Origin of the sequence: Streptomyces sp. NPDC087422, from assembly GCF_044744145.1 — a bacterium.
Taxonomy (GTDB): domain Bacteria; phylum Actinomycetota; class Actinomycetes; order Streptomycetales; family Streptomycetaceae; genus Actinacidiphila.
Genome location: NZ_JBIUXT010000001.1, coordinates 955,512 through 975,420, shown reverse-complemented (window position 1 = coordinate 975,420; position 19,909 = coordinate 955,512). Strand labels below are relative to the sequence as shown.

Sequence of the window (19,909 nt, the reverse complement as noted above, 5' to 3'; positions counted from 1 at the left end):
CGTACGCGGATGCAGGGCGGATGCGGTGCGGATTCAGGGCGAGCGCTGGGTAAGTCCTGAGTGAGTGCTGAGTGAGTGCGGTCCCGGCGGACGGATCCGCACGTGATCCCGCACGCTCTGCGTCAGCGTAGGACGGCCCGTGGCCCTGCTTTGGGCGCCGAACAAGGCGTCGGGGAAAGTTACGCGAAGCGCCCTTGCGGCTCAATGAAGAATTCACCCAACGATGGGCAACCGAATTCCTGATTCCGCATTACGTGTAACGTCGCGCGCGGCCGGAGTTCCGGACAGGTATACCGCACGCGGCCCCTTGGAGAACGCAAGGCATACTTGAGGTATCGGCCCGGACCACCGTACGGGCCGTCGTCGTACGTCAACGGCCCGCGTCGCGGCGGGCCCCGCAATCGATGAGGAGCCGCCCGCCGTGCGTAATCCCGAGGCACCCCGACTGCTGGGGGTCTACCGACGAGCAGTACCGGAGAGCGCCCGACGGAAGATCGCCTCCCGCGTCGACTCGGACTTGCGCAAGCAGGTGAAGCTGCGCATCGCGGGCGCGACCGCCGCCGCCGAGCGGGCCAGGGCGGCCAGGGTCGGCAAGCGCCACCAGGCGCTGGTGGACCGTCCGGACCGCACGGTGATCACGGTCAACCGCGAGGCGAAGGTCGCGCTGATCGTCCCCGGCGTGACCCCGCTGGCGGCCCGCAGGGCCAACCTCGACGCGGTCCTCGGCTGCCTGTCCGCCGCCGGTCTCGACCACTTCTGCGTACGGGGCCGCTCGCACACCGCCTCGGCCGTGGCCGTCCACGAGAGCGACCGGGAGGCGGTGCTCGCCGCGCTGACCGCGCTGTGCGCCGAGGAGCCCGGCTACGTGACCGCGGTCAAGGGGAACTCCCCGGTGCCCGAGGAGTCGCTGCCGGGCTACGAGCAGCCGTCCTGGCGCCGTCTGGCGGGCGCCGGGGTCTTCCGCCTCACCTGGTACCGCACCGACGAGAGCAAGGGCCTGGCACTCGGCACCCGCTACGGCTGCGACATCGAGTTCTGGCGCGAGGAGGACGGCGCGCTCGTGGCGCCGCGCCCCGGCAAATTCGCCGAGGCCATCCCCGCCGACGCCAAGACCGTGCAGGCGCCCGAGGCGTTCTTCACCGACCTCGCGCCGCGCGACACCGGCGCGGGCCCGCGCTTCGAGGTCCGTACCCGCGAGCACTTCGCGATCCACACCACCGACGAGATCCGCTTCCCGGTCGACGTCGTCTACACCTGGGTGGACGGCGCGGACCCGGCGTGGCTGCGCCGCCGCGCGGACTTCACCGGCGCGGCGTACCACGACGAGGCGGCCAACGCGGCGCGCTACCTCAGCCGTGACGAACTGCGGTACTCACTGCGCTCGTTGCACATGTACGCGCCGTGGGTCCGGAAGATCTTCCTGGTCACCGACGACCAGACGCCGTCCTGGCTGAAGACCGAGCACCCCGGCATCGAGGTGGTCAGCCACCGGCAGATCTTCCGCTCGCCCGGCTCGCTGCCGACCTTCAACTCGCACGCCATCGAGAGCCAACTGCACCACATCGAGGGCCTGTCGGAGCACTTCCTGTACTTCAACGACGACGTGCTGCTCGGCAACGAGGTGACGCCGCAGGACTTCTTCCTCGCCAACGGCCTGACGAAGTTCTTCCCCTCACCCGCGCTGGTGCCGCTGGGCGAGAAGACGGAGGCCGACCCGCCGGTCGCGGCGGCCGGGAAGAACAACCGGCGGCTGATCGAGGAGCGCTACGGCGCCGTCCTCGTGCAGAAGATGAAGCACATGCCGCACGCCCTGCGGCGCAGCGTCCTGGACGAGATCGAGGACGAGTTCGCCGCCGAGTACCGGCACACCGAGTCCAGCCACTTCCGCAGCATGGACGACATCTCCGTCGCCTCGTCGCTGCACCACTACTACGCCTTCCACACCAGGCGCGCGATCCCGTCCAACGACCTGCCGTACACCTACCTGGACCTGACCCACCCCTGGACCGAGACCCGGCTCGGCCGGCTGCTCGCCAACCGCGACAAGACCGTCTTCTGCATCAATGACACGGTCTCCACGGAGAACGACGCGACCGGCCAGAAGGACCTGATCACCCCGTTCCTCGACGCGTACTTCCCGGTGCCGAGCCCCTTCGAGAAGGAGTAGCCCGGCACCGGGCGGGCTGTCGCCGGCGCCTGCCCCGTTCAGTCCCGCTCGAAGCGGGACTTCACGGGGTAGTAGGCGTTGAGGAAGGCGTACATCACGCGCGCCTGCTCCTCGGCGGGCACCTCGGCGTCGGGCGACTCGCCGATGCAGAAGACATCGTAGTTTCGGGACGCGAGCAGTCGGCCGAGCACCGAGTGGTGGTCGTAGTTGCCGACGTTGACGTAGCTGCACGAGATCCTGCCGGGCGCGCAGCGGCCGGTCAGGTAGCCGTAGTGGTGGTGCAGCGACGACGTGATCGACAGGTCGCTGTTGCCGCGGAAGGGGTTGGCCGCGGTCCTGGCCACCTCCTCCGGGAACCTCTCGCCGATCTCCGCGAGCACGCTGCGGCGCAGCGCGTGCGGCGTGTGCAGGAAGCTCTGCGTGGCGGTCCGTCCGAAGGCGTCCTCCAGCAGCTTGCGGTTGTTCTTGGCCGCTGCGAAGTAGCCCTCGTCCTCGTCCGACGGCTCGGTCGGCGGTACGGCGGTCGGCGACCGGAAGAAATTCGCCATGCCGTTGCTGAGGAAGAACAGCTCGGGTGTGACCGGGCGGCCCATGAAGACGTCGTCGTTCAGATAAAGGAAGTGCTCCGACAGGCCGTCGATCCGGTGGATCTGGCTCTCGATGGCGTGCGAGTTGAAGGTGGGCAGGCAACTCGGGTCGGCGAAGATGTCCCGGTGGCTCACCACCTTCACATCGGGGCACGACGTGTCGAGCCAGGGCGGCACCTGGTCGTCGGTCACCAGATAGATGTTGCGCACCCAGGGCGCGTACATCTCCAGCGACCGCAGTGAGTAGCGCAGTTCGTCGCGGTTGCGGAACCTCACGTCGCCGTTGTCGACGTCCGTGTTCTCCGAGACCGGCAGTCCGCGTCGGCGGCGCGCCTCGTTGCGGCGGTCCTGCCATGCGGTGTCGTCGCCGTCCACCCAGGTGTAGACGACGTCGATGGGCTGGTCGACATCCCACATCAACTGCTTCGTGAACTGCGAGAGCGTCGGGTAGTCCCGCTCGCCCACCCGCAGCTTCGCGGTGGGTTCGAGGGACGGCAACCGGCGCCCAAGCAGCGTCGTCGCCCGTGGGGTGGAACGCCAGCCGTCTTCCTCGTCGACGGACCAGAACTCCACGCTGCAGCCGTACGCGGGCCCGTAGCGCAGGGTACGGCTGCCGGTGACCACCGGCTTGAAGATCCGCAGCCCGGCCACCTCGCCGACGTCCCGCAGCCGTTCCGCCAGCACCGCTCCGGGCGCGGCGCCACGCGGGGAGATCAGCTCGGCGTAGACCGCCTTGCCGTGCAGGGCGGTGGCCAGCGCCTCAAGCACCCGGGGCCGTTCCTCGACCGGTACCGCGAGCCGGTGCTGGACGCCGTCGGCCCGCAGCAGGACGTACGGAATGCCGACGTCCTCAAGGACGGTGGCGCTGATCTCCAGGTTGGTCGCGAGCATTTGGGGCCCGTTGACGTCGTCGCGGACCTCGGCGAGCCGCCCCGCGGAGCGCACCAGCTTGCGGTCCTGCGCCTGGATGATCACCTCCCGGGCCTTCTGCTCGTCGGTGGAATTCGCCAGCGGCGAGACGGGCGCGGCCACGGTGAAGTTGCGCGTGCCGCCCGCCACCACCCGCAGCGCCGCCCGGTCGGCACGTCGTCCCAGGCGCTGCGGGTTGTCGCGCTCGGCCACCAGCCGGGTGAACAACTCCTCCCAGCGGGCGGTGATGTCCTCACCGCTGAAGCGCTCGTAGACGCCCTCGCGCGCCGCCTTGCCGAAGGCGTGCCGAGTCTGCTCGTCACCGATCAGCCGGGCCATCGCCTCGGCCAGCAGGTCGATCTCACCGGGCGGCACCAGCAGCCCGTCCACGTCGTGCCTGATGATCTCGGCCGGGCCGGTGACGATGTCGTAGGCCACTACCGGCACACCGGCGGCGAACATCTCCAGGAGCACCAGCGGGAAGGCTTCGTTGCGCGAGGGCAGGACACAGAGCCCGGCCTTGGCCCACTCCTCGTCCATCTGCTGCGAGCGGCCCACCAGTTCGACCCGCAGTTGCAGGCCGAATCCCTCGACGAGCTGGCGCAGCCGCACTTCCTGGGGGCCGTCGCCGAATATCCGGAGCTTCCAGTCGGGGAAGTCGCCGGAGATCTGGTGGAACGCCTGGATGGCGTGGTTGAGCTGTTTTTCCGGGGTCATGCGGGCGGCCAGCACGATGACCTTGTTCTGGAGGTCGGAGCGCGGGCGGTAGCCGTCGGACACCGCGTTGGGAATGGTGACGAGCTCGGGCGCCGCGTCGCCGAGCGAGTCGGCGAACCAGTCGTTCGTGCGCTCGGTCAGCGACACCAGGGCGTCGATCCGCGGGCCGTACACCAGCAGCGGTTCACCGGCTACGCCGCGCAGTTGGGAAGCGCGGTGCTCTTCGTGCACGGTCACCACACGGGCCGGAGCCAGTTCCGCGGCGGCGGCCATCAGGGCCGGGGAGGTGGTGATCAGCACATCGCAGTCGAGCGCGGGCAGCGCGGCGGTCATCTCGATGTCGGAGAGCTGGTCGAAGGTGTTCTCCCAGACCGGCTTGATCAGTTCGCTGGGCAGCGACTGCAGCGTCCTGCACGCTTCCTCGTCCAGCGTGCTGCGGCGTACCGGACGCCCGTAGGCGCCGGTCCTGTCCACCAGGTAGCGCCGCTTGATCTGCTTCGCCTCCGCGAAGAACGGCTCCAGGCGGGTCTTGAAGACACTCAGCACTTCGACTTCGTGCCGGGCGGAGAGATGGATCGCCTGGGTGTAGGCGGCCATTTCCGTGCCGCCCATCTCGTCGCCCCAGGTGAGCAGAAATGTGATCTTCATGCGTCCTCGTTGGTTCCGATGGCCGCGCAGGCCACCGCAAGGGCACCGGCAGGCGTGAGATAGACGTGCGCACGGGTCAAGGAACCGTCGTCCAGGGCGATGATGCGAAAGGGAGTCCGGAAGACCTGCTTGGGATGACGCACCTGGGTGAGCCGCTTGGCGACCTTCAGCTTGGCGCGCCCCCCGCGCAGTTGGACGTCCCAGGTGCGCTGGACGCCGGGACCGTCGGTCATGGCTCGCAACGGCAGGTCGAAGGTGAAGTTGTCGCCGTCCCAATCGAGCGCCGCCGAGACGGATTTGTTGGCTCCCCGGCGTACGACCTCGGCGGTGTACTCGGTCACCGGGTGCCGTGCGGCCAGCAGTCGGCCGTGCACGGTCACCCGGTCCCAGAGCAGGTCGAATCTGACGAGTTCGGCCTGGTGGGCGGGGGCTGTGACCTTGAGCATGGCGCGGCCGTCCACCGAGCGCACCGGCCGGAAGACCGCGCCGCTGGACTCGGACGGCGAGGTCGGGAGCATCGGGCCGTGCACCGCGGCGAACGCCAGGGCGGCCAGGTCGGATCTGGTCTCACGACCGCCCTCGTCCGTGACGACGACACAGAACCGCCAGAGCCCCGCACTGAGCAGCAGCCCGCGCCCCGTGTCGTTCTCACCTTCGGTGTACCGCAGCGGTACCGTCGCGGTGAGCAGCAGGGACGTGTCGGACTCCGGCTCCAGGGCGAGGTCGACACTGACCCGATGGTTGCCGTGGATCAGTTCGAGGCGGGCCGCGGAGGGGTCGGCGGTGTGCCGGGAGAAGGGCACCGCGAGGTTCAGCGTGCGGCCGCCGAGCACTGAGAGGTGGACCGGGGTGATCATCGGTCGCGGTCTGATGCCTGTACCGAGCGCGGGCACAGTGTTCATCCGCTCGACCTTGCGGCGGGCTCGTACCGCCAGGGTGCGGGCGCGCTTTACCGCGCCCACCGCGTAGGGCAGGAGCGAATCACTCACGGCGCACGTGTCTCCCATTCTCATTGGTCAGCCAACGCATCCTGTCAAGGATGCCAAACATCAGCAAGTTGGCCGAATGTTGCAATTCCTGACCATGGCTGTTCACCTGCGGGCCAATCGAATGTGTGAAGTGGATCACTGGTTCCGCCGGAGCCGTGTCACTGCCACCCGCTGTGAGTCGAGGCGGTGGAAATGATCGCACAGCGGGTGAACGCGGCGGGAACGCCGAGTCGATTCCCGGAGTCGTCCGTGCGGCCCCGCTTGCCGTGCGCGCCCTGAGCGGCGGCTCGGTCCGGCAGGTCTTCCCCGTGGTCGCCGTTGGTAGGGTTCGGCCATGACCTGGATGATTACCGGCGGCGCTGGTTATATCGGTTCGCACGTTGTCAGGGCGCTCGTTGCCGATGGACAGCAGGTGGTCGTCGTCGACGATCTGAGCACCGGAGATCCCGAACGCCTGCCGGCCGGTGTGCCGTTGGTACGTGGCACCGTCCTGGACCGGGCGCTGCTCGACCGGACGCTGAGCGAACACGACGTCCGGGGCATCGTGCACATCGCGGCGAAGAAGCAGGTCGGAGAGTCCGTCGAGCGCCCGCTGTGGTACTACCGGGAGAACGTCGAGGGTCTGCGGACCGTACTCGAGGCCGCCGTCGAGGCGCGGGTGCAGCGCTTCGTCCTGTCGTCTTCCGCGGCCGTATACGGAATGCCCGACGTGGACCTGGTCACCGAGCAGACCCCGTGCGAGCCGATGAGCCCGTACGGCGAGACCAAGTTGGCCGGCGAGTGGCTGGTCACCGCGGTCGGGCGGGCGCACGGGATGGCCACCGCGTCGTTGCGCTACTTCAACGTCGCGGGCGCGGCCGCGCCCGAGCTGGGCGACCCGGGGATCTTCAACCTGGTGCCGATGGTCTTCGACCGGCTCTCCCGCGGCCGGACTCCGCTGATCTTCGGCGACGACTACCCGACGCCGGACGGCACCTGCATCCGCGACTACATCCACGTCGAGGACATCGCGTCCGCGCACGTCGCCGCCGCCCGCCGGCTCACCGAGGACTCGAAGGCGGCCCTGGTGCTGAACATCGGCCGGGGCGAGGGCGTCTCCGTGGCGGAGATGGTCGGCATCATCCAGGAGATCTCGGGTCACACCGGGATCGCCCCGGAGGTCACCGCGCGTCGGCCCGGCGACCCGGCCAGGGTCGTGGCGTCCGCCGACGCGATCGGCAGGGAACTGGGCTGGAAGGCCGTCTACGACGTGCGCGAGATGGTGGCCTCGGCCTGGGCGGGCTGGCAGTTGCGACACCCGGAGTAACCGGGGCGCGCCATTCCGATTCGGGGAGCCGGACTCACTCGCGGTGAGTCCGGCTCCCCTTTTTCATGCGGCTGACCAGCCGGTTCCGCAGGTCAATGCATTCCGGCCTTTTCGGCTTTTGCTTCCGGTACTTGCCTGACCCGGACATGTGATGACGGTCACATCAAAGCGAAGAAACCCCGGCTCGAAATTGTCCCTCTTGTGCAGCGGGTGGTCGAAATGATCACACGAGAGGTGAACGGAGCCGGAACGTTGGACCGAATGCTGGAACAAGGAAGCAGGGGTCCCGGACGCCGGGTCGTGGTGGGTTCGATGGCGGGCGCACTCGCGGCGGCCACGGTCGCGGGTTGTACGGGTCGGAGCACCGCGGCCAAGCCGAGGATGACGGGAGCGCCGGTCGTCTTCGGGCCGCCCCCGACCGGCGGCGTACTGCCCGCCTCCGCGCGGGTCACCTTCGGCGCCCCCGCCGCACCGCTCGTGATGCAAGTGGTCGCGCACCCCGACGACGACCTGTACTTCATGAATCCGGACACCGCCGCCACCCTCGACCGTCATGTGCCGGTCGTCACGGTCTACGTGACCAGCGGCGACTCCTTCGGCGTGAACCGCGCCCCCGGCCACCCGCGCCCGCTGCCGAACGTACCCGCGTACGTCTCCGCGCGGCAGCAGGGGCTGCGGCAGGCGTACGCGCGGATGCTCGGCGCGGAGATCTTCACGCCGTGGACGCGTACCGCGCTGGCCCTGCCTCACGGCGGCGCCGCCGAGGTCAACACCCTCGAACACGACGGCAGGCGGGCCGAGTTGGTCTTCCTGCGGATCGACATGCACACTCCGGTGCGCGGCGGCGGCACCTTCGGCATCGACAAGCTCTGGGCCGTGGACGGGACGGTACGGACCGTACCGCTGCCCGACGGCCCGGTACGCGCCGCCCACACCTTCGACCGGCAGACGCTGATCGACGCGCTCGCCTTCCTGTTCACCACCTTCCGGCCGACGCTGATCCGCACCATGGACCCCGACCCGGACATCCAGGTCCACAACGCGCGGTACCCGCGCGACAGCGACCAGGTCGGCTACTCCGACCACCGTGACCACACCGCCACCGCGCTGTTCACCTGGCGGGCCATGGCGCAGTGGACCGAGAAGGCCGCGGCGAGCGGCGGCCCGGTCCCGACCTTCCTCACCGAGGCCTACCGCGGCTACTACAACCAGCGCTGGCCGCACAATCTCCCGCAGGCCACCGTCCGCTTCAAGGCGGACGTGCTCGATGTGTACGGCGGCGCTCCGGGCTGGAAGTGCGGCGACACCGGCGGCTGCGGTGACTACAGCGTCGGCCAGGGCGACGCGCTGAAGTCCCCGCGCGGCTGGGTCCGCAGCACCCACTACCGCTACCCGACCTCTGGTCCGCAGGCGGTGGCCGCCAAGGACGGCAGGCTCACCGTGTACGGCGTGCTCGGCACCCGGGCCGCCCGCTGGACCGAGACCGCGCCGGCAAGCGGACACTGGAATGCGCCTGAGGACCTCGGCGGGGGCCCGCTGACCCCCGCGCTCAGCGTCGTCACCGACAAGCACGGCCACCATCTGCTGTTCGGCCTGCGCTTCTCCGGTCTGTCGGCCGCGCCGGGCGACAACACCCGGGAGGTCGTGGTGCTCGACCAGCAGGTGGGTGCCTCGGGCAAGTCCGCCGGCGAAGACGGCGACCGGGCGATCCGGGGCTGGCGCAGCCTCGGCAGCCCCGAGGCGAATCCGGTCCGCGGCCGCAGGGTCGGGCCGCCGACCGCTGTGATCGGCAAGGACGGCCGGATCCACGTCTTCGTCCGCAACGCCTCCAAAGGTCTGAGCACGCGGGTCCGCGACGCCTCCGGTCAGTGGTCGCCGTGGCAGCAACTCGCCGGCGGCCAGGTCCAGGAGGGACTGACCGCGACCGTCGACCACGACGGCCGGATCCACGTCTTCGCCGCGGGCCACCAAGGGGTCCACCAGTGGACTCAGTCCACCCCGAGCGCCGAACTGGTCGGCCGTCCCCTGCGGCACACCGGCGTGCCCGGCGAGGTGCCCGAAGCGGTGACCGCGGCGGACGGTTCGCTGCTGCTGGCCTTCCGCAGGCCGGAGACCGCCGAGATCGCGGTCGAACGCCTCACCGCGGGACGGCATGGTCGCTGGATTCCGGCCTCCGCCGTGCGCGACGCGGGCTTCGGCCCGGTCGCCCTGCTCAGCGGCCGGGGCGCGGAGACCAACCCGCTGCTGGCCGTACGCGCCGACTTCGGCAACGCGCTGCTGGTGCACGGTGAATACGGCAAGGGACCGGCCGCCGCCACAGCCAGTACCCCGACGGAGCCCTTCGCGGTCGGCCGCCCCGACGTGCTCGTCGCGGGCACCGACCGTACGGCCCTGGTCTCCTTCACCGTGAACGCCACCCCGGGCGTCACCCGCGTCCACGGCACCGGCACGTTCACCCAACTGGCCACGAGATAGCACGGGTTGTCGGCCGGGACGCGCGAGGGCGCCCGCATCTGGAAGGTGCGGGCGCCCTCGTCCGTCCACTCAACAGGCGGCGGACACCACAGGACGTCTCAGAACAGGCGGCTGTAGCCGTTCCAGCCGCCGCCCTGCTTCACCGGAGCCTTGAACTGGCCCGTGCCGGTGGAGCTGTAGCTGAACAGATTGCCGCTGGCGTCCACACCGAGCAGGTCGGCGCGGCCGTCACCGTCCATGTCGCCCGGCGACGCCAGCTTGTTGTAGCGGTTCCAGCCCGTGCCGATCTTGACGCGGGTCTCGAACGGGCGGGAGCTGACGCCCGTCCCCTTGTACAGGTAGAGCGTGCCGTCGCCGGTGCGCGCGACGATGTCCGCCAGGCCGTCACCGGTGAAGTCACCGGCGCCCACGATGGCGTTGTACGCACCCCAGCCGGGACCGACCAGCAGGCGGCCGGTCAGCGCCGCGCCGTTGCCCTGGCCCCGGTAGAGGTACAGGTTGCCCGAGGTGTCACGGGCCAGCAGGTCGCCCTTGCCGTCACCGCTGAGGTCACCGGGGCCGACGAAGAGGTTGTAGCCGCCCCAGCCGGTGGCCAGCGGGCTGCTCACGTCGGAATCCAGGTTCCACAGGTTGGTGCCGTCCCGGAACAGCAGGTCGGCGTACCCGTAGTCACCCAGCGACGAGGCCAGTGCGAAGGTGCTGTACCCCCCCGAGCCGCCCGACACCTGCTGGCGCGCGGCGAGCGTCCCGTTGTTGTTGGTGTAGTACCAGTAGAAGGTGCCGCCGGTCGACAGGCCGTAGAGCTCCTTCTTGCCGTAGGCCGGGTTGGAACCCGCGCCCGCGAACAGCTCCACGTTCCAGTCTTTGTAGCCGCCCTGCTTGGGCGCGAAACCGCCCGCGCCGTTCTGCCGGTAGATGTAGAGAGTGCCATTCGTGGCCCTCGCCAGGACCGAGCCGTCACCGGTGCCGACGAGCTGGTTGTACGCGTTCCAGCCCGCGCCGATGGCGACGCGGGCCGCGTACGGACCGGCGGCGTTGCCCGTACCGGCGTAGAAGTACAGCGTGCCGTCCGTCTTACGGGCGATCAGGTCGCTGATGCCGTCGCCGTTCATGTCACCGGGGCTGGTGAGCTGGTCGTACTGGTTCCAGCCGGAACCGACGAGCACCTTGCCCTTGAACGGAGCGGAAGCGTTGCCGGTGCCCTCGTACAGATAGAGCTGACCGGCCGGCGTGCGCGCGACGATGTCGGGCTTGCCGTCCCCCGTGATGTCGTCGGTCGCGACCAGCTTGTTGTAGACGTACCAGCCGGTGCCGGTCCACCGCGCGGCGCCGTTGGGGAAGCTCCCCGCCCCGAAGTACGACAGGCGGCCCGAGTTGGTCAGCGCGAGGATGCCGGTGCCCTGCCCGTCCAGGCTGCCCGGGGTGAGGACGTCCTTGTACAGGGTGCCGTCGCTGCTGGCGCCGAGGTCGCCGTCGTCGTCGTTGTCCTTGGTGAGCAAGTTGTAGTAGTGCCGGTTGTTGCCCCGGTAGAGCTGGTCGGCGTAGCCGTCCCCGTCCGGGTCGTACCGCAGCGGCCCCGCCGCCGCCTTCGTGGAGTACTGCTTGGCCTGCTTGGGCAGCGTGAGCGTCGGCGCGGGCCCGCTGGGCGCCGTCGGCCGGGTGATCCTGTGCTGCGGGCCGCTGTCGGCCTGCGCGTTCGTGCTCAGCGCCAGAGCGCCGAGAGCGAGGACGCCGGTGGTGCACACCGCGACGAGGCGGCGGCGCTTGGAAAAGCGCACCGGCTGTGCTTCGGACACAATCCCCCCTGGGATGTGAGTGTGATGAATGCCGAACCCGATGCGAAGACCCGTCCGGTTCGGACGCGGCGAGTCTAGGTGAGGGGTCCGACAGACCTTAGACCGCGTGCCGATCGAGCGCCCCTGAATTCACCGCGGCAACGCCGACTAGACTGGGGCGATGACCTGGCTGATCACCGGCGGAGCCGGATACATCGGATCGCATGTCGTCAAATCGATGGTGGACGGCGGAGAAAAGGTGGTCGTCCTCGACGACCTCACCGCCGGTGACACCGAACGGCTGCCGTCCGGAGTTCCGGTGGAGCGCGCCAGCGTCCTGGACCGGGCCGCGCTCGACCGGGTGCTGGCCGCGCACGCGGTCGAGGGCATCGTGCACATCGCCGCCCGCAAGCAGGTCGCCGAGTCCGTCGAGCGACCGCTCTTCTACTACCGGGAGAATCTGACCGGCCTTCAGACCCTGCTGGAGGCGGCGGTCGACGCGCGCGTGCGGCGCTTCGTCTTCTCCTCCTCCGCCGCGGTGTACGGCATGCCGGACGTCGAACTGGTCACCGAGGACACGCCCTGCGCGCCGATGAGCCCGTACGGCGAGAGCAAGCTCGCGGGGGAGTGGCTGATCGCCGCGGCCGGCCGGGCGCACGGCATGGCCACCGCGTCGCTGCGCTACTTCAACGTGGCGGGCACCGCCGCGCCCGAACTGGGCGACCGCGGCGCCGCCAACATCGTCCCGCTGGTCTTCCAGCGGATCTCGCAGGGCCGCCGCCCGCTGATCTTCGGCACCGACTACCCGACGCCCGACGGCACCTGCGTGCGCGACTACGTCCACGTCCAGGACGTGGCCGGCGCGCACCTGGCCGCCGCCCGCCGCCTGACCCGCGACCCCGAGGCGTCGCTGGTGCTGAACATCGGCAGCGGCCAGGGCGTCTCGGTGGCCGAGATGGTCGACCTGATCCGCGAGGTCTCCGGTCACACTGAGCTGGAACCCGAACTGGCCCCGCGCCGCGCGGGCGACCCGGCCCGTGTCGTGGCCTCCGCCGAGGCGATCGGCAGGGAGCTGGGCTGGACCGCCCAGTACGACGTGCGCGCGATGGTCACCTCGGCCTGGGCGGCCTGGCAGCTCCAGCACCCGCCGCGGTAGCCGGTCCTCCGGACGCGATCCGGAAACGGGCCGGAGAGGGACCGGAAACGGACCGGAGACGGACCGGAGACGGCCGGGGGCCGGGGCGCGCGACGGCACCGGCCGGAGCGCCGGTTCGGGACAGGCGTGACAGCGGCGATACGAGGGACGTACGTGACAACGGCACGGCAGGACGTGGTGGAGGCCCGCAGGGTCGTGGTCAAGGTCGGCTCGTCGTCGCTGACCACGGCCGCCGGGGGACTGGACGCCGACCGGGTGGACGCGCTCGTCGACGTCCTGGCCTCGGTCCGCGGCTCGGGCACCGGCGCGAGCGCGGGACCGGGCGGCCGGCCGGACAAGGAGATCGTCCTGGTCTCCTCCGGCGCCATCGCCGCGGGACTCGCCCCGCTCGGCCTGGCCAGCCGCCCCCGCGACCTGGCCAGGCAGCAGGCCGCCGCCAGCGTCGGCCAGGGCCTGCTCGTCGCCCGCTACACCGCCTCCTTCGCCCGGTACGGCGTCCGCGTCGGCCAGGTGCTCCTCACCTCGGACGACGTCAGCCGCCGCGCCCACTACCGCAACGCCTACCGCACCCTCGACCAGCTGCTGGCCATGGGCGCCCTCCCGGTGGTCAACGAGAACGACACCGTCGCCACCGACGAGATCCGCTTCGGCGACAACGACCGGCTCGCCGCCCTCGTCGCCCACCTCGTCCGCGCCGACCTGCTGGTCCTGCTCTCCGACGTCGACGGCCTCTACGACGGCGACCCGCGTACGCCGGGCGCGACCCTGCTCACCGAGGTCGCCGGACCCGAGGACCTGGCGGGCGTCACCATCGGCAGCGCGGGCAAGGCCGGGGTCGGCACCGGCGGCATGGTCACCAAGGTCGAGGCCGCCAGGATCGCCGCCGAGGCGGGCATCCCCGTCGTCCTCACCTCCGCCGTGCACGCCGCCGACGCGCTGGCCGGGCGCCCCACCGGCACCCACTTCCACCGCACCGGCAAACGCTCCGCCGACCGGCTGCTGTGGCTCGCGCACGCCTCCACCCCGCGCGGCGCGCTGCGGCTGGACGCCGGGGCGGTCCGCGCGGTCACCGAGCGGCACAGCTCGCTGCTGCCCGCCGGGGTCACCGCCGTGGACGGCGACTTCGTCGCGGGCGACCCCGTCGACCTGCTCGACGAGGCCGGGCACGCGGTCGCCCGCGGACTGGTCAACTTCGACGCCCGCGAACTGCCCCGGCTGCTCGGCCGCTCCACCCGCGACCTCGCCGTCGAACTCGGCCCCGCCTACGAACGCGAGGTCGTCCACCGTGACGACCTGGTACTTCTGCGCCCCTGAGCCCCCGGAACCCTCGACTCCCCGGTCAATGTCCGGGGATCTCCTCAGGACCTTGGTTCGGGCCTTCTTGCCGAAAACGCCCCCGCGGCCCGCCGGAGCCTGGTCAACTTTGATGCGGAGGAGTCGTCAGCGCCTACCGGTGCGGACGGCGCTCGCGGAACGCAACCCACAGGGAGGCCGCCGGTGAGACGAGGGCGCCCAGGGCCATTGACCAGGGGTACGGGGGAACGCACACTGGTCAGCGTCGGCAACGACATCAGTGACGACATCGACGGGGACCCCGAGCGGGAAGCGCCTCCCGCCGAACGAGCGATATCCCGGCTGTGGCACGTCACGCTCAGCGTCTCGGGCCCAGAGACCCCGCTGACCGAGGTCAGACGCGGTCTTGAGCAGCTCGCCCACGACCACCCCTTCCTGCTCACCAGCCGGTACGCCACCGACCACGCGGAGATCCGCTACTGGGAGGAGGCCCGCGACCTGCACGACGCCGCCGCCATCGCGCTGCGGCTGTGGGGCGAGCACCGCTCGACGGCGGGCCTGCCGCCCTGGGAGACCGTCGGCCTGGAAGTCATCGACCGGGCGACCTACCACCAGCGCGTCGCGGAGGGCTACGGACCGCCGCCGGCCGTCCCGGTGGGCGTACACCCGTTCTAGGGCCCGTCCCCGCGGAGCACTGTCGCGGGACCTGCCAACCGGCCGGTGGCGGGCCGGTACCCTGCTTCCATGACCCACCCGCCGCTGCCCTCGCCGCTGCCCAAGTCCCCCGTGCTGCTCGCCGCGTACCGCGCGCGGGCCGCCGCCGCGGACCTGGCCCCGCTGCCGCGGTCCGTCAAGGACGACGCCCTGCTGGCCATCGCGGACGCGCTGATCGTCCGCACCCAGGAGATCGTCGCGGCCAACGCCGAGGACGTGGCGCGGGCCCGCGCCGCCGGGACCGGCGACACCGTCGTGGACCGGCTCACCCTCACCCGTGAGCGGGTCGCGGCCATCGCCGCCGACGTCCGGCACGTGGCGGGGCTGCCCGACCCGGTCGGCGAGGTGCTGCGCGGCTCCACCCTGCCCAACGGCCTGGAGCTGCGGCAGGTCCGCGTCCCGCTCGGCGTCGTCGGCATCATCTACGAGGCCAGGCCCAACGTGACGGTCGACGCCGCCGCGCTCTGCCTGAAGTCGGGGAACGCGGTGCTGCTGCGCGGCTCCTCCTCCGCGTACGCCTCCAACACCGCTCTCATCACCGTGCTGCGCGACGCGGTCGGCGGCGCGGGACTGCCCGCCGACGCCGTCCAGCTCGTGCCCGGCGAGAGCCGCGATTCCGTCACCGAGCTGATGCGCGCCCGCGGCATGGTCGACGTGCTGATCCCGCGCGGCGGCGCCGCCCTGATCCGTACCGTCGTCGAGGGTTCGACCGTTCCGGTGATCGAGACCGGCACCGGCAACTGCCATGTGTACGTGGACGCCGAGGCGGACATCGACATGGCCGTGGAGGTGCTGATCAACTCCAAGGCACAGCGCCCCAGCGTCTGCAACTCGGCGGAGACCCTGCTGGTGCACCGCGACATCGCCGACCGCTTCCTGCCGCGCGCGCTGGACGCGCTCGCCGAGGCCGGGGTCACCGTGCACGGCGACCCGCGGGTGCAGGCGCTGGCCGAGAGCAGCGGCAGCAAGGCCACCGTCGTGCCCGCCACCGCGGAGGACTGGGAGACGGAGTATCTGTCCTACGACATCGCCGCCGGGGTCGTGGAGAGCCTGGACGCGGCCGTCGAGCACATCCGGCTGTGGTCCTCCGGCCACACCGAGGCGATCGTGACGTCCTCGCAGGCCGCCGCGCGCCGCTTCACCCAGCGGGTGGACGCCGCCGCGGTGCTGGTCAACGCCTCGACCCGGTTCACGGACGGCGGCCAGTTCGGCTTCGGCGCCGAAATCGGCATCTCGACCCAGAAACTGCACGCCCGCGGCCCCATGGGACTGCCGGAACTGACCTCCACCAAGTACGTCGTCACGGGTGACGGACACATCCGCTGACACCCGCCGACACGCGGAAGTGTCCTCCGGACGGCCCACAGACAGTCCGGATTCCCCTGCCCAAAGGACCAACTTCCGCATTACTCTGGACAGATGCCGGACGATGACGAGTTCGCCTCCGTAGTCCTCGACGAAGAATTCGTACGGTCCGCTCTGTTCCATGAGCCCTCGGCCAAGGAACGGATGCTTGCCGTCGCCGAAGGTCCCGCGCTACCGCCCGGCTGGCCGGGTCGGAATCGAGCCGGTGCTCACGCCGCTGTCCCCGAACTGGACGAAGCGGGAGTACCGGATTCCGACGACCTCTACCCGGCCGGACGGCCGTACCGCGGGAGCAGTACCCGCTGGCACCGTCCGGTGGCCTGGGCCCTGGCCGTGGTCATGGGCATAGGGGTGGTCGCCCTGACCTTCGCCGCGGTCTACCGCGGCGCGGGCGGCGCGACCCGACCACCGGTGGTCCCCCCGCCGTCCAGCGGCCCGGTCGGCACACAGAGCAGTCTGCCTCCGGTCGCCGCGAACCGGCTTCCCTGATCTCCTGTCATAAGTTGACCGGTACCAGGGCGTTTATTCGCACGCCCAGAGACTTAACCTTGTGATATGAGCGGGCCTGGAAATCCTCCTGAGGGCACGCCCGAGGGCGTCCCCGGAGGCGGTGAGGACGAGTACCGATCCGTCGTGTTCGACGAGTCGTTCGTCCGGGCTGCCCGGATCCAGGAGTTCTCCGCCCAGGAGCGGCTGGACGACGCCGACCGGGCGGTCCGCGTCCGGCACGCGCTGCCGCGCGGCCTCGCCCGGCAGGCGGTCGCCCTCATCACGCTCATCGTCGTCGCCTTCGGCTTCGCCATCTACATGGGCGTCAGGCACCCCTACAAGGGCCGCGGCCAGGACGCCACGGAACAGCTCAGGGCCACCGTCATCCCGCTGGTCCCGTCCGGCAAGGTCGCCTCGGTCTCCGCGACCGAGCCCTTCCGCGGACAGCGCGCGGAGGCGTACCGGGTCGGCGCCGAGGGCATCACGATGCCCGCGATCCACCGGATCGGCGACTACGGCGTGGGCGAGGTGACGCAGGCCTTCAGCACCGCGAAGCTCTATCTGACCGACTCGTCGATCAATCAGGAGACGGTCACCGGCGGTGATGTGAGCAGTGTCCGCGCTCTGCTCGACCCCGGACAGCTCGACCAGTTCGACAGCAGCCTGACCCGGCCGTACACCGACGGCACCCACGAGGCGACCGGCTGGCTGGTCCGCTTCGACCCGGCGGCGCGGGTGCGGCTGGTCCGGGACGGCATCCGCGTGCAGGGCACCCTGGACGCCACCGAGACCGGCGACGACGAGCTGGAGATCGCCGCGGACCACACCTTCGTCTACGCGCTGTACCGGCCGGGATTCGCCGACAACGCCGTGTCGCTGTTCACCGTCCGCCGCCAGATGCGATTCCGCTTCAGCCACGCCGACCTGCGCCAGCGCCAGATCCAGGTCGTCCAGGCCGATGTGGCGGCGGGACCGCTGGCCTGCGGCGCGGCCGTACAGAACTACTTCCGGCCGATACTGGCCGGCCAGTCGGCGCCCGGCGCGGTCGCCGGAGCCGATCCGTACCGCCACGACCGGCCGGTCGGCGCGGTCTGCGCCCCGCTGACCGACGCCACCACCGGGCAGCCGCCGGCCACCGCGAGCACGACGGCGCAGGGCGTGCGGCCGAGCAGCACGACGGCGCCGGGCGTGCTGCCGAACGCCACATGGCTGCCGCGGGGCGCCGCGGGCGCGCCCGGCGGGCCGGGAAGCCCCTCGGTCAGCCCATCCCCGGCTGCGGCTCGGACGGCGGCCCCGAGTCCTCGGGCGAGTCGCCCGAGCCTTCTGACGCCCCCGCCGCCCCGTTCGTCGAGCCCGAGCCTGTGAAGCGGTCGCGCAGCTTGCCGCCGATGTCGCCCGCCCCGGACGAGATGTCCCGGATCAGCCCCATCAGCGGGTCCTTGCTGCTCTTCACCGTATCGGCGTAATGCGTCGCGGACTCCTTGAAGGAGTCGTACACCGAGGTGTCCTTGTCCTCCTCGCGCCGCGGGTAGTGGCCGTCCATCAGCCGCTGGTAGTCCCGGCTGCCCGCCCACTTGCGCAGCTCGGCGGCGCGCACCGTGGTGAACGGGTGACTGCGCGGCAGCACATTGAGGATCTTCAGCACCGAGTCGCGCAGATCGCCCGCCGCCTCGAACTCGTCGGCCTGCTTCAAGAACGCGTCCACGTTCATCTCGTGCAGATGGTTGCCGCCCGCGATCTTCATCAGACCGCGCATCGACGCCTGCACGTCCTGACCGACCAGCAGACCGGCGCGGTCCGCGGACAGTTCCGACTTGCGGAACCACTCGCGCAGCGCGGTGACGATCGCGAGGATCGCCAGATTGCCCAGCGGGATCCACGCCACGCGCAGCGCCAGGCTGGTGAGGAAGAGCAGTATCGTCCGGTACACCGAGTGGCCGGACAGCGCGTGGCCCACCTCGTGGCCGACGACCGCCCGCATCTCCTCCTCGTCGAGCAGCTCGACCAGGCCGGTGGTGACCACGATGATCGGCTCGTCCATGCCGATGCACATCGCGTTGGGCTGCGGGTCCTGCGTCACGTACATCGCCGGGACCTTTTCCATGTCCAGGATGTAACAGGCGTCCCGCAGCATCGCGTTGAGATGCGCGAACTGCTCGTCGCTGACCCGCACCGAGTCCGACAGGAACAGCAGCCGCAGCGACCGCTCGGGCAGCAGACCGCTGAGCGCCTTGAAGACCGTGTCGAAGCCGCTGAGCTTGCGGAGCGCCACCAGCGCGGACTTGTCGGCCGGGTGCTCGTACGCCCGCGACGAGATGCCGGGGAAGCGCTTGCGGTTGCGCCCCGGCAGGTTCTTCTGACCGTCCTGCGTGTCGTTCGGTCCATTCGGCACGGACATACTGGCCCAACCCCCTGATAGCCAACCGGTACATACTCTGGACGCGCGGAGCCTGCGCGAAGTTCCCTTCCGCCCGCCCGTACGATGTGCCGAGAGTCTTCTCCCCCGTCCCCGATATCGCAAAGGGTCCCGCTGATCATGTCGTCCAACGCAGCCTCCGCCCTGACCACACTCGCCGAGGGGGGCGGCAACCACAACAGCCTCAGCCCGTACGTGACCGGCTTCGGCGCACTGGCCGCCCTGCTGCTCCTGCTGTGGATCGTGACCCGCTTCAACCGGGACTGACCATGCCGGACGCGAAGCACCGCATCGGGGTGATGGGCGGCACCTTCGACCCCATCCACCACGGTCACCTGGTCGCCGCCAGCGAGGTCGTCAGCCTCTTCCACCTCGACGAGGTGGTCTTCGTGCCGACCGGCCAGCCGTGGCAGAAGAGCGACCAGAAGGTGTCGGCCGCCGAGGACCGCTACCTGATGACGGTGATCGCCACCGCGTCCAACCCGCAGTTCTCGGTGAGCCGCAGCGACATCGACCGCGCGGGCAAGACGTACACCATCGACACCCTGCGCGATCTGCGCGCCGAGCACCCGGGCGCCGAGCTGTTCTTCATCACCGGTGCCGACGCGCTCTCCCAGATCTTCTCCTGGCGGGACGCGGAGGAACTGTTCTCTCTCGCGCACTTCATCGGGGTCACACGCCCCGGGCATACGCTGTCGGACCCGGGCTTCCCCGAGGGCGGTGTCTCGCTCGTGGAGGTCCCGGCGCTGGCGATCTCCTCCACGGACTGCCGCCAGCGGGTGGCCAAGGGGGATCCTGTCTGGTACTTGGTTCCGGACGGTGTAGTGCGCTACATCGACAAACGCGCGCTGTACCGGGACGCGACCGGGTAGCTCCGCAACGAACCACGTGAAGGGGTTCCTC

At 70.5% G+C, this 19,909-nt stretch carries 15 protein-coding genes; 11 read left to right on the top strand and 4 right to left on the bottom strand.

Annotation, left to right across the window (positions count from 1 at the left end; genetic code table 11):
• Nucleotides 1-421: 421 nt before the first annotated feature.
• Nucleotides 422-2,167: a stealth family protein gene (locus ACIO6U_RS04630; RefSeq protein WP_401715505.1), complete on the top strand. Its 1,746-nt coding sequence runs from the start codon at nucleotides 422-424 to the stop codon at nucleotides 2,165-2,167.
• 38 nt (nucleotides 2,168-2,205) lie between these two features.
• On the opposite strand, the gene ACIO6U_RS04625 is transcribed toward ACIO6U_RS04630, so the two are convergent.
• Both ACIO6U_RS04625 and ACIO6U_RS04620 read right to left on the bottom strand, forming a co-directional pair.
• Nucleotides 2,206-5,028 (bottom strand): stealth conserved region 3 domain-containing protein, encoded by a 2,823-nt coding sequence (locus tag ACIO6U_RS04625; protein ID WP_401715503.1) that lies wholly within the window; start codon nucleotides 5,026-5,028, stop codon nucleotides 2,206-2,208.
• Complete coding sequence (locus ACIO6U_RS04620; protein WP_391160342.1) at nucleotides 5,025-6,017, bottom strand: hypothetical protein; 993 nt, start codon at nucleotides 6,015-6,017, stop codon at nucleotides 5,025-5,027. Before ACIO6U_RS04620 ends, ACIO6U_RS04625 begins: the two co-directional genes overlap by 4 nt.
• Nucleotides 6,018-6,351: 334 nt before the next feature.
• Between ACIO6U_RS04620 and galE (ACIO6U_RS04615) the strand changes: the two genes are divergently transcribed.
• Nucleotides 6,352-7,323: a UDP-glucose 4-epimerase GalE gene (gene galE, locus ACIO6U_RS04615; protein ID WP_391047568.1), complete on the top strand. Its 972-nt coding sequence runs from the start codon at nucleotides 6,352-6,354 to the stop codon at nucleotides 7,321-7,323.
• A 261-nt stretch (nucleotides 7,324-7,584) separates the two neighbouring features.
• Nucleotides 7,585-9,798, top strand: a complete 2,214-nt coding sequence (locus tag ACIO6U_RS04610) for a PIG-L family deacetylase (RefSeq protein ID WP_401715500.1) — start codon at nucleotides 7,585-7,587, stop codon at nucleotides 9,796-9,798.
• 98 nt (nucleotides 9,799-9,896) lie between these two features.
• Here ACIO6U_RS04610 and ACIO6U_RS04605 read toward each other — a convergent pair whose 3' ends face one another.
• Complete coding sequence (locus ACIO6U_RS04605) at nucleotides 9,897-11,594, bottom strand: FG-GAP repeat domain-containing protein (RefSeq protein WP_401715498.1); 1,698 nt, start codon at nucleotides 11,592-11,594, stop codon at nucleotides 9,897-9,899.
• A gap of 160 nt (nucleotides 11,595-11,754) precedes the next feature.
• On the opposite strand from ACIO6U_RS04605, the gene galE (ACIO6U_RS04600) reads away from it, so the two are divergent.
• From galE (ACIO6U_RS04600) to ACIO6U_RS04575, 6 genes are all read left to right on the top strand, one after another.
• A complete protein-coding gene (galE, locus tag ACIO6U_RS04600) occupies nucleotides 11,755-12,729 on the top strand; it encodes a UDP-glucose 4-epimerase GalE (protein WP_355348945.1) in 975 nt (324 codons plus the stop codon).
• A gap of 153 nt (nucleotides 12,730-12,882) precedes the next feature.
• Nucleotides 12,883-14,043, top strand: coding sequence for a glutamate 5-kinase (gene proB / locus ACIO6U_RS04595; protein WP_355348942.1), 1,161 nt, complete (start codon nucleotides 12,883-12,885; stop codon nucleotides 14,041-14,043).
• A gap of 183 nt (nucleotides 14,044-14,226) precedes the next feature.
• Nucleotides 14,227-14,697 (top strand): hypothetical protein, encoded by a 471-nt coding sequence (locus ACIO6U_RS04590; protein WP_401715495.1) that lies wholly within the window; start codon nucleotides 14,227-14,229, stop codon nucleotides 14,695-14,697.
• Between the two features lie 69 nt (nucleotides 14,698-14,766).
• On the top strand, nucleotides 14,767-16,062 hold the full coding sequence (locus tag ACIO6U_RS04585) for a glutamate-5-semialdehyde dehydrogenase (protein ID WP_355348936.1): 1,296 nt from the start codon (nucleotides 14,767-14,769) through the stop codon (nucleotides 16,060-16,062).
• Between the two features lie 93 nt (nucleotides 16,063-16,155).
• Nucleotides 16,156-16,590 carry a hypothetical protein gene (locus ACIO6U_RS04580; RefSeq protein WP_188283116.1) on the top strand — a complete coding sequence of 145 codons (435 nt, stop codon included), beginning with the start codon at nucleotides 16,156-16,158 and terminating at the stop codon, nucleotides 16,588-16,590.
• 66 nt (nucleotides 16,591-16,656) lie between these two features.
• Entirely contained in the window at nucleotides 16,657-17,955 is a 1,299-nt protein-coding gene (locus ACIO6U_RS04575; RefSeq protein ID WP_391047561.1) for a hypothetical protein, read from the top strand.
• On the opposite strand, the gene ACIO6U_RS04570 is transcribed toward ACIO6U_RS04575, so the two are convergent.
• A complete protein-coding gene (locus tag ACIO6U_RS04570) occupies nucleotides 17,849-18,982 on the bottom strand; it encodes a M48 family metallopeptidase (RefSeq protein WP_355348930.1) in 1,134 nt (377 codons plus the stop codon). The two genes, ACIO6U_RS04575 and ACIO6U_RS04570, sit on opposite strands and share 107 nt — an antisense overlap.
• A 144-nt stretch (nucleotides 18,983-19,126) precedes the next feature.
• On the opposite strand from ACIO6U_RS04570, the gene ACIO6U_RS04565 reads away from it, so the two are divergent.
• The gene (locus ACIO6U_RS04565) at nucleotides 19,127-19,273 is read left to right on the top strand and encodes a hypothetical protein (RefSeq protein ID WP_355348984.1); all 147 of its coding nucleotides are present in this window, start codon (nucleotides 19,127-19,129) and stop codon (nucleotides 19,271-19,273) included.
• A gap of 2 nt (nucleotides 19,274-19,275) precedes the next feature.
• Nucleotides 19,276-19,878 carry a nicotinate-nucleotide adenylyltransferase gene (gene nadD, locus ACIO6U_RS04560; protein WP_355348927.1) on the top strand — a complete coding sequence of 201 codons (603 nt, stop codon included), beginning with the start codon at nucleotides 19,276-19,278 and terminating at the stop codon, nucleotides 19,876-19,878.
• The last annotated feature ends 31 nt before the right edge of the window (nucleotides 19,879-19,909 follow it).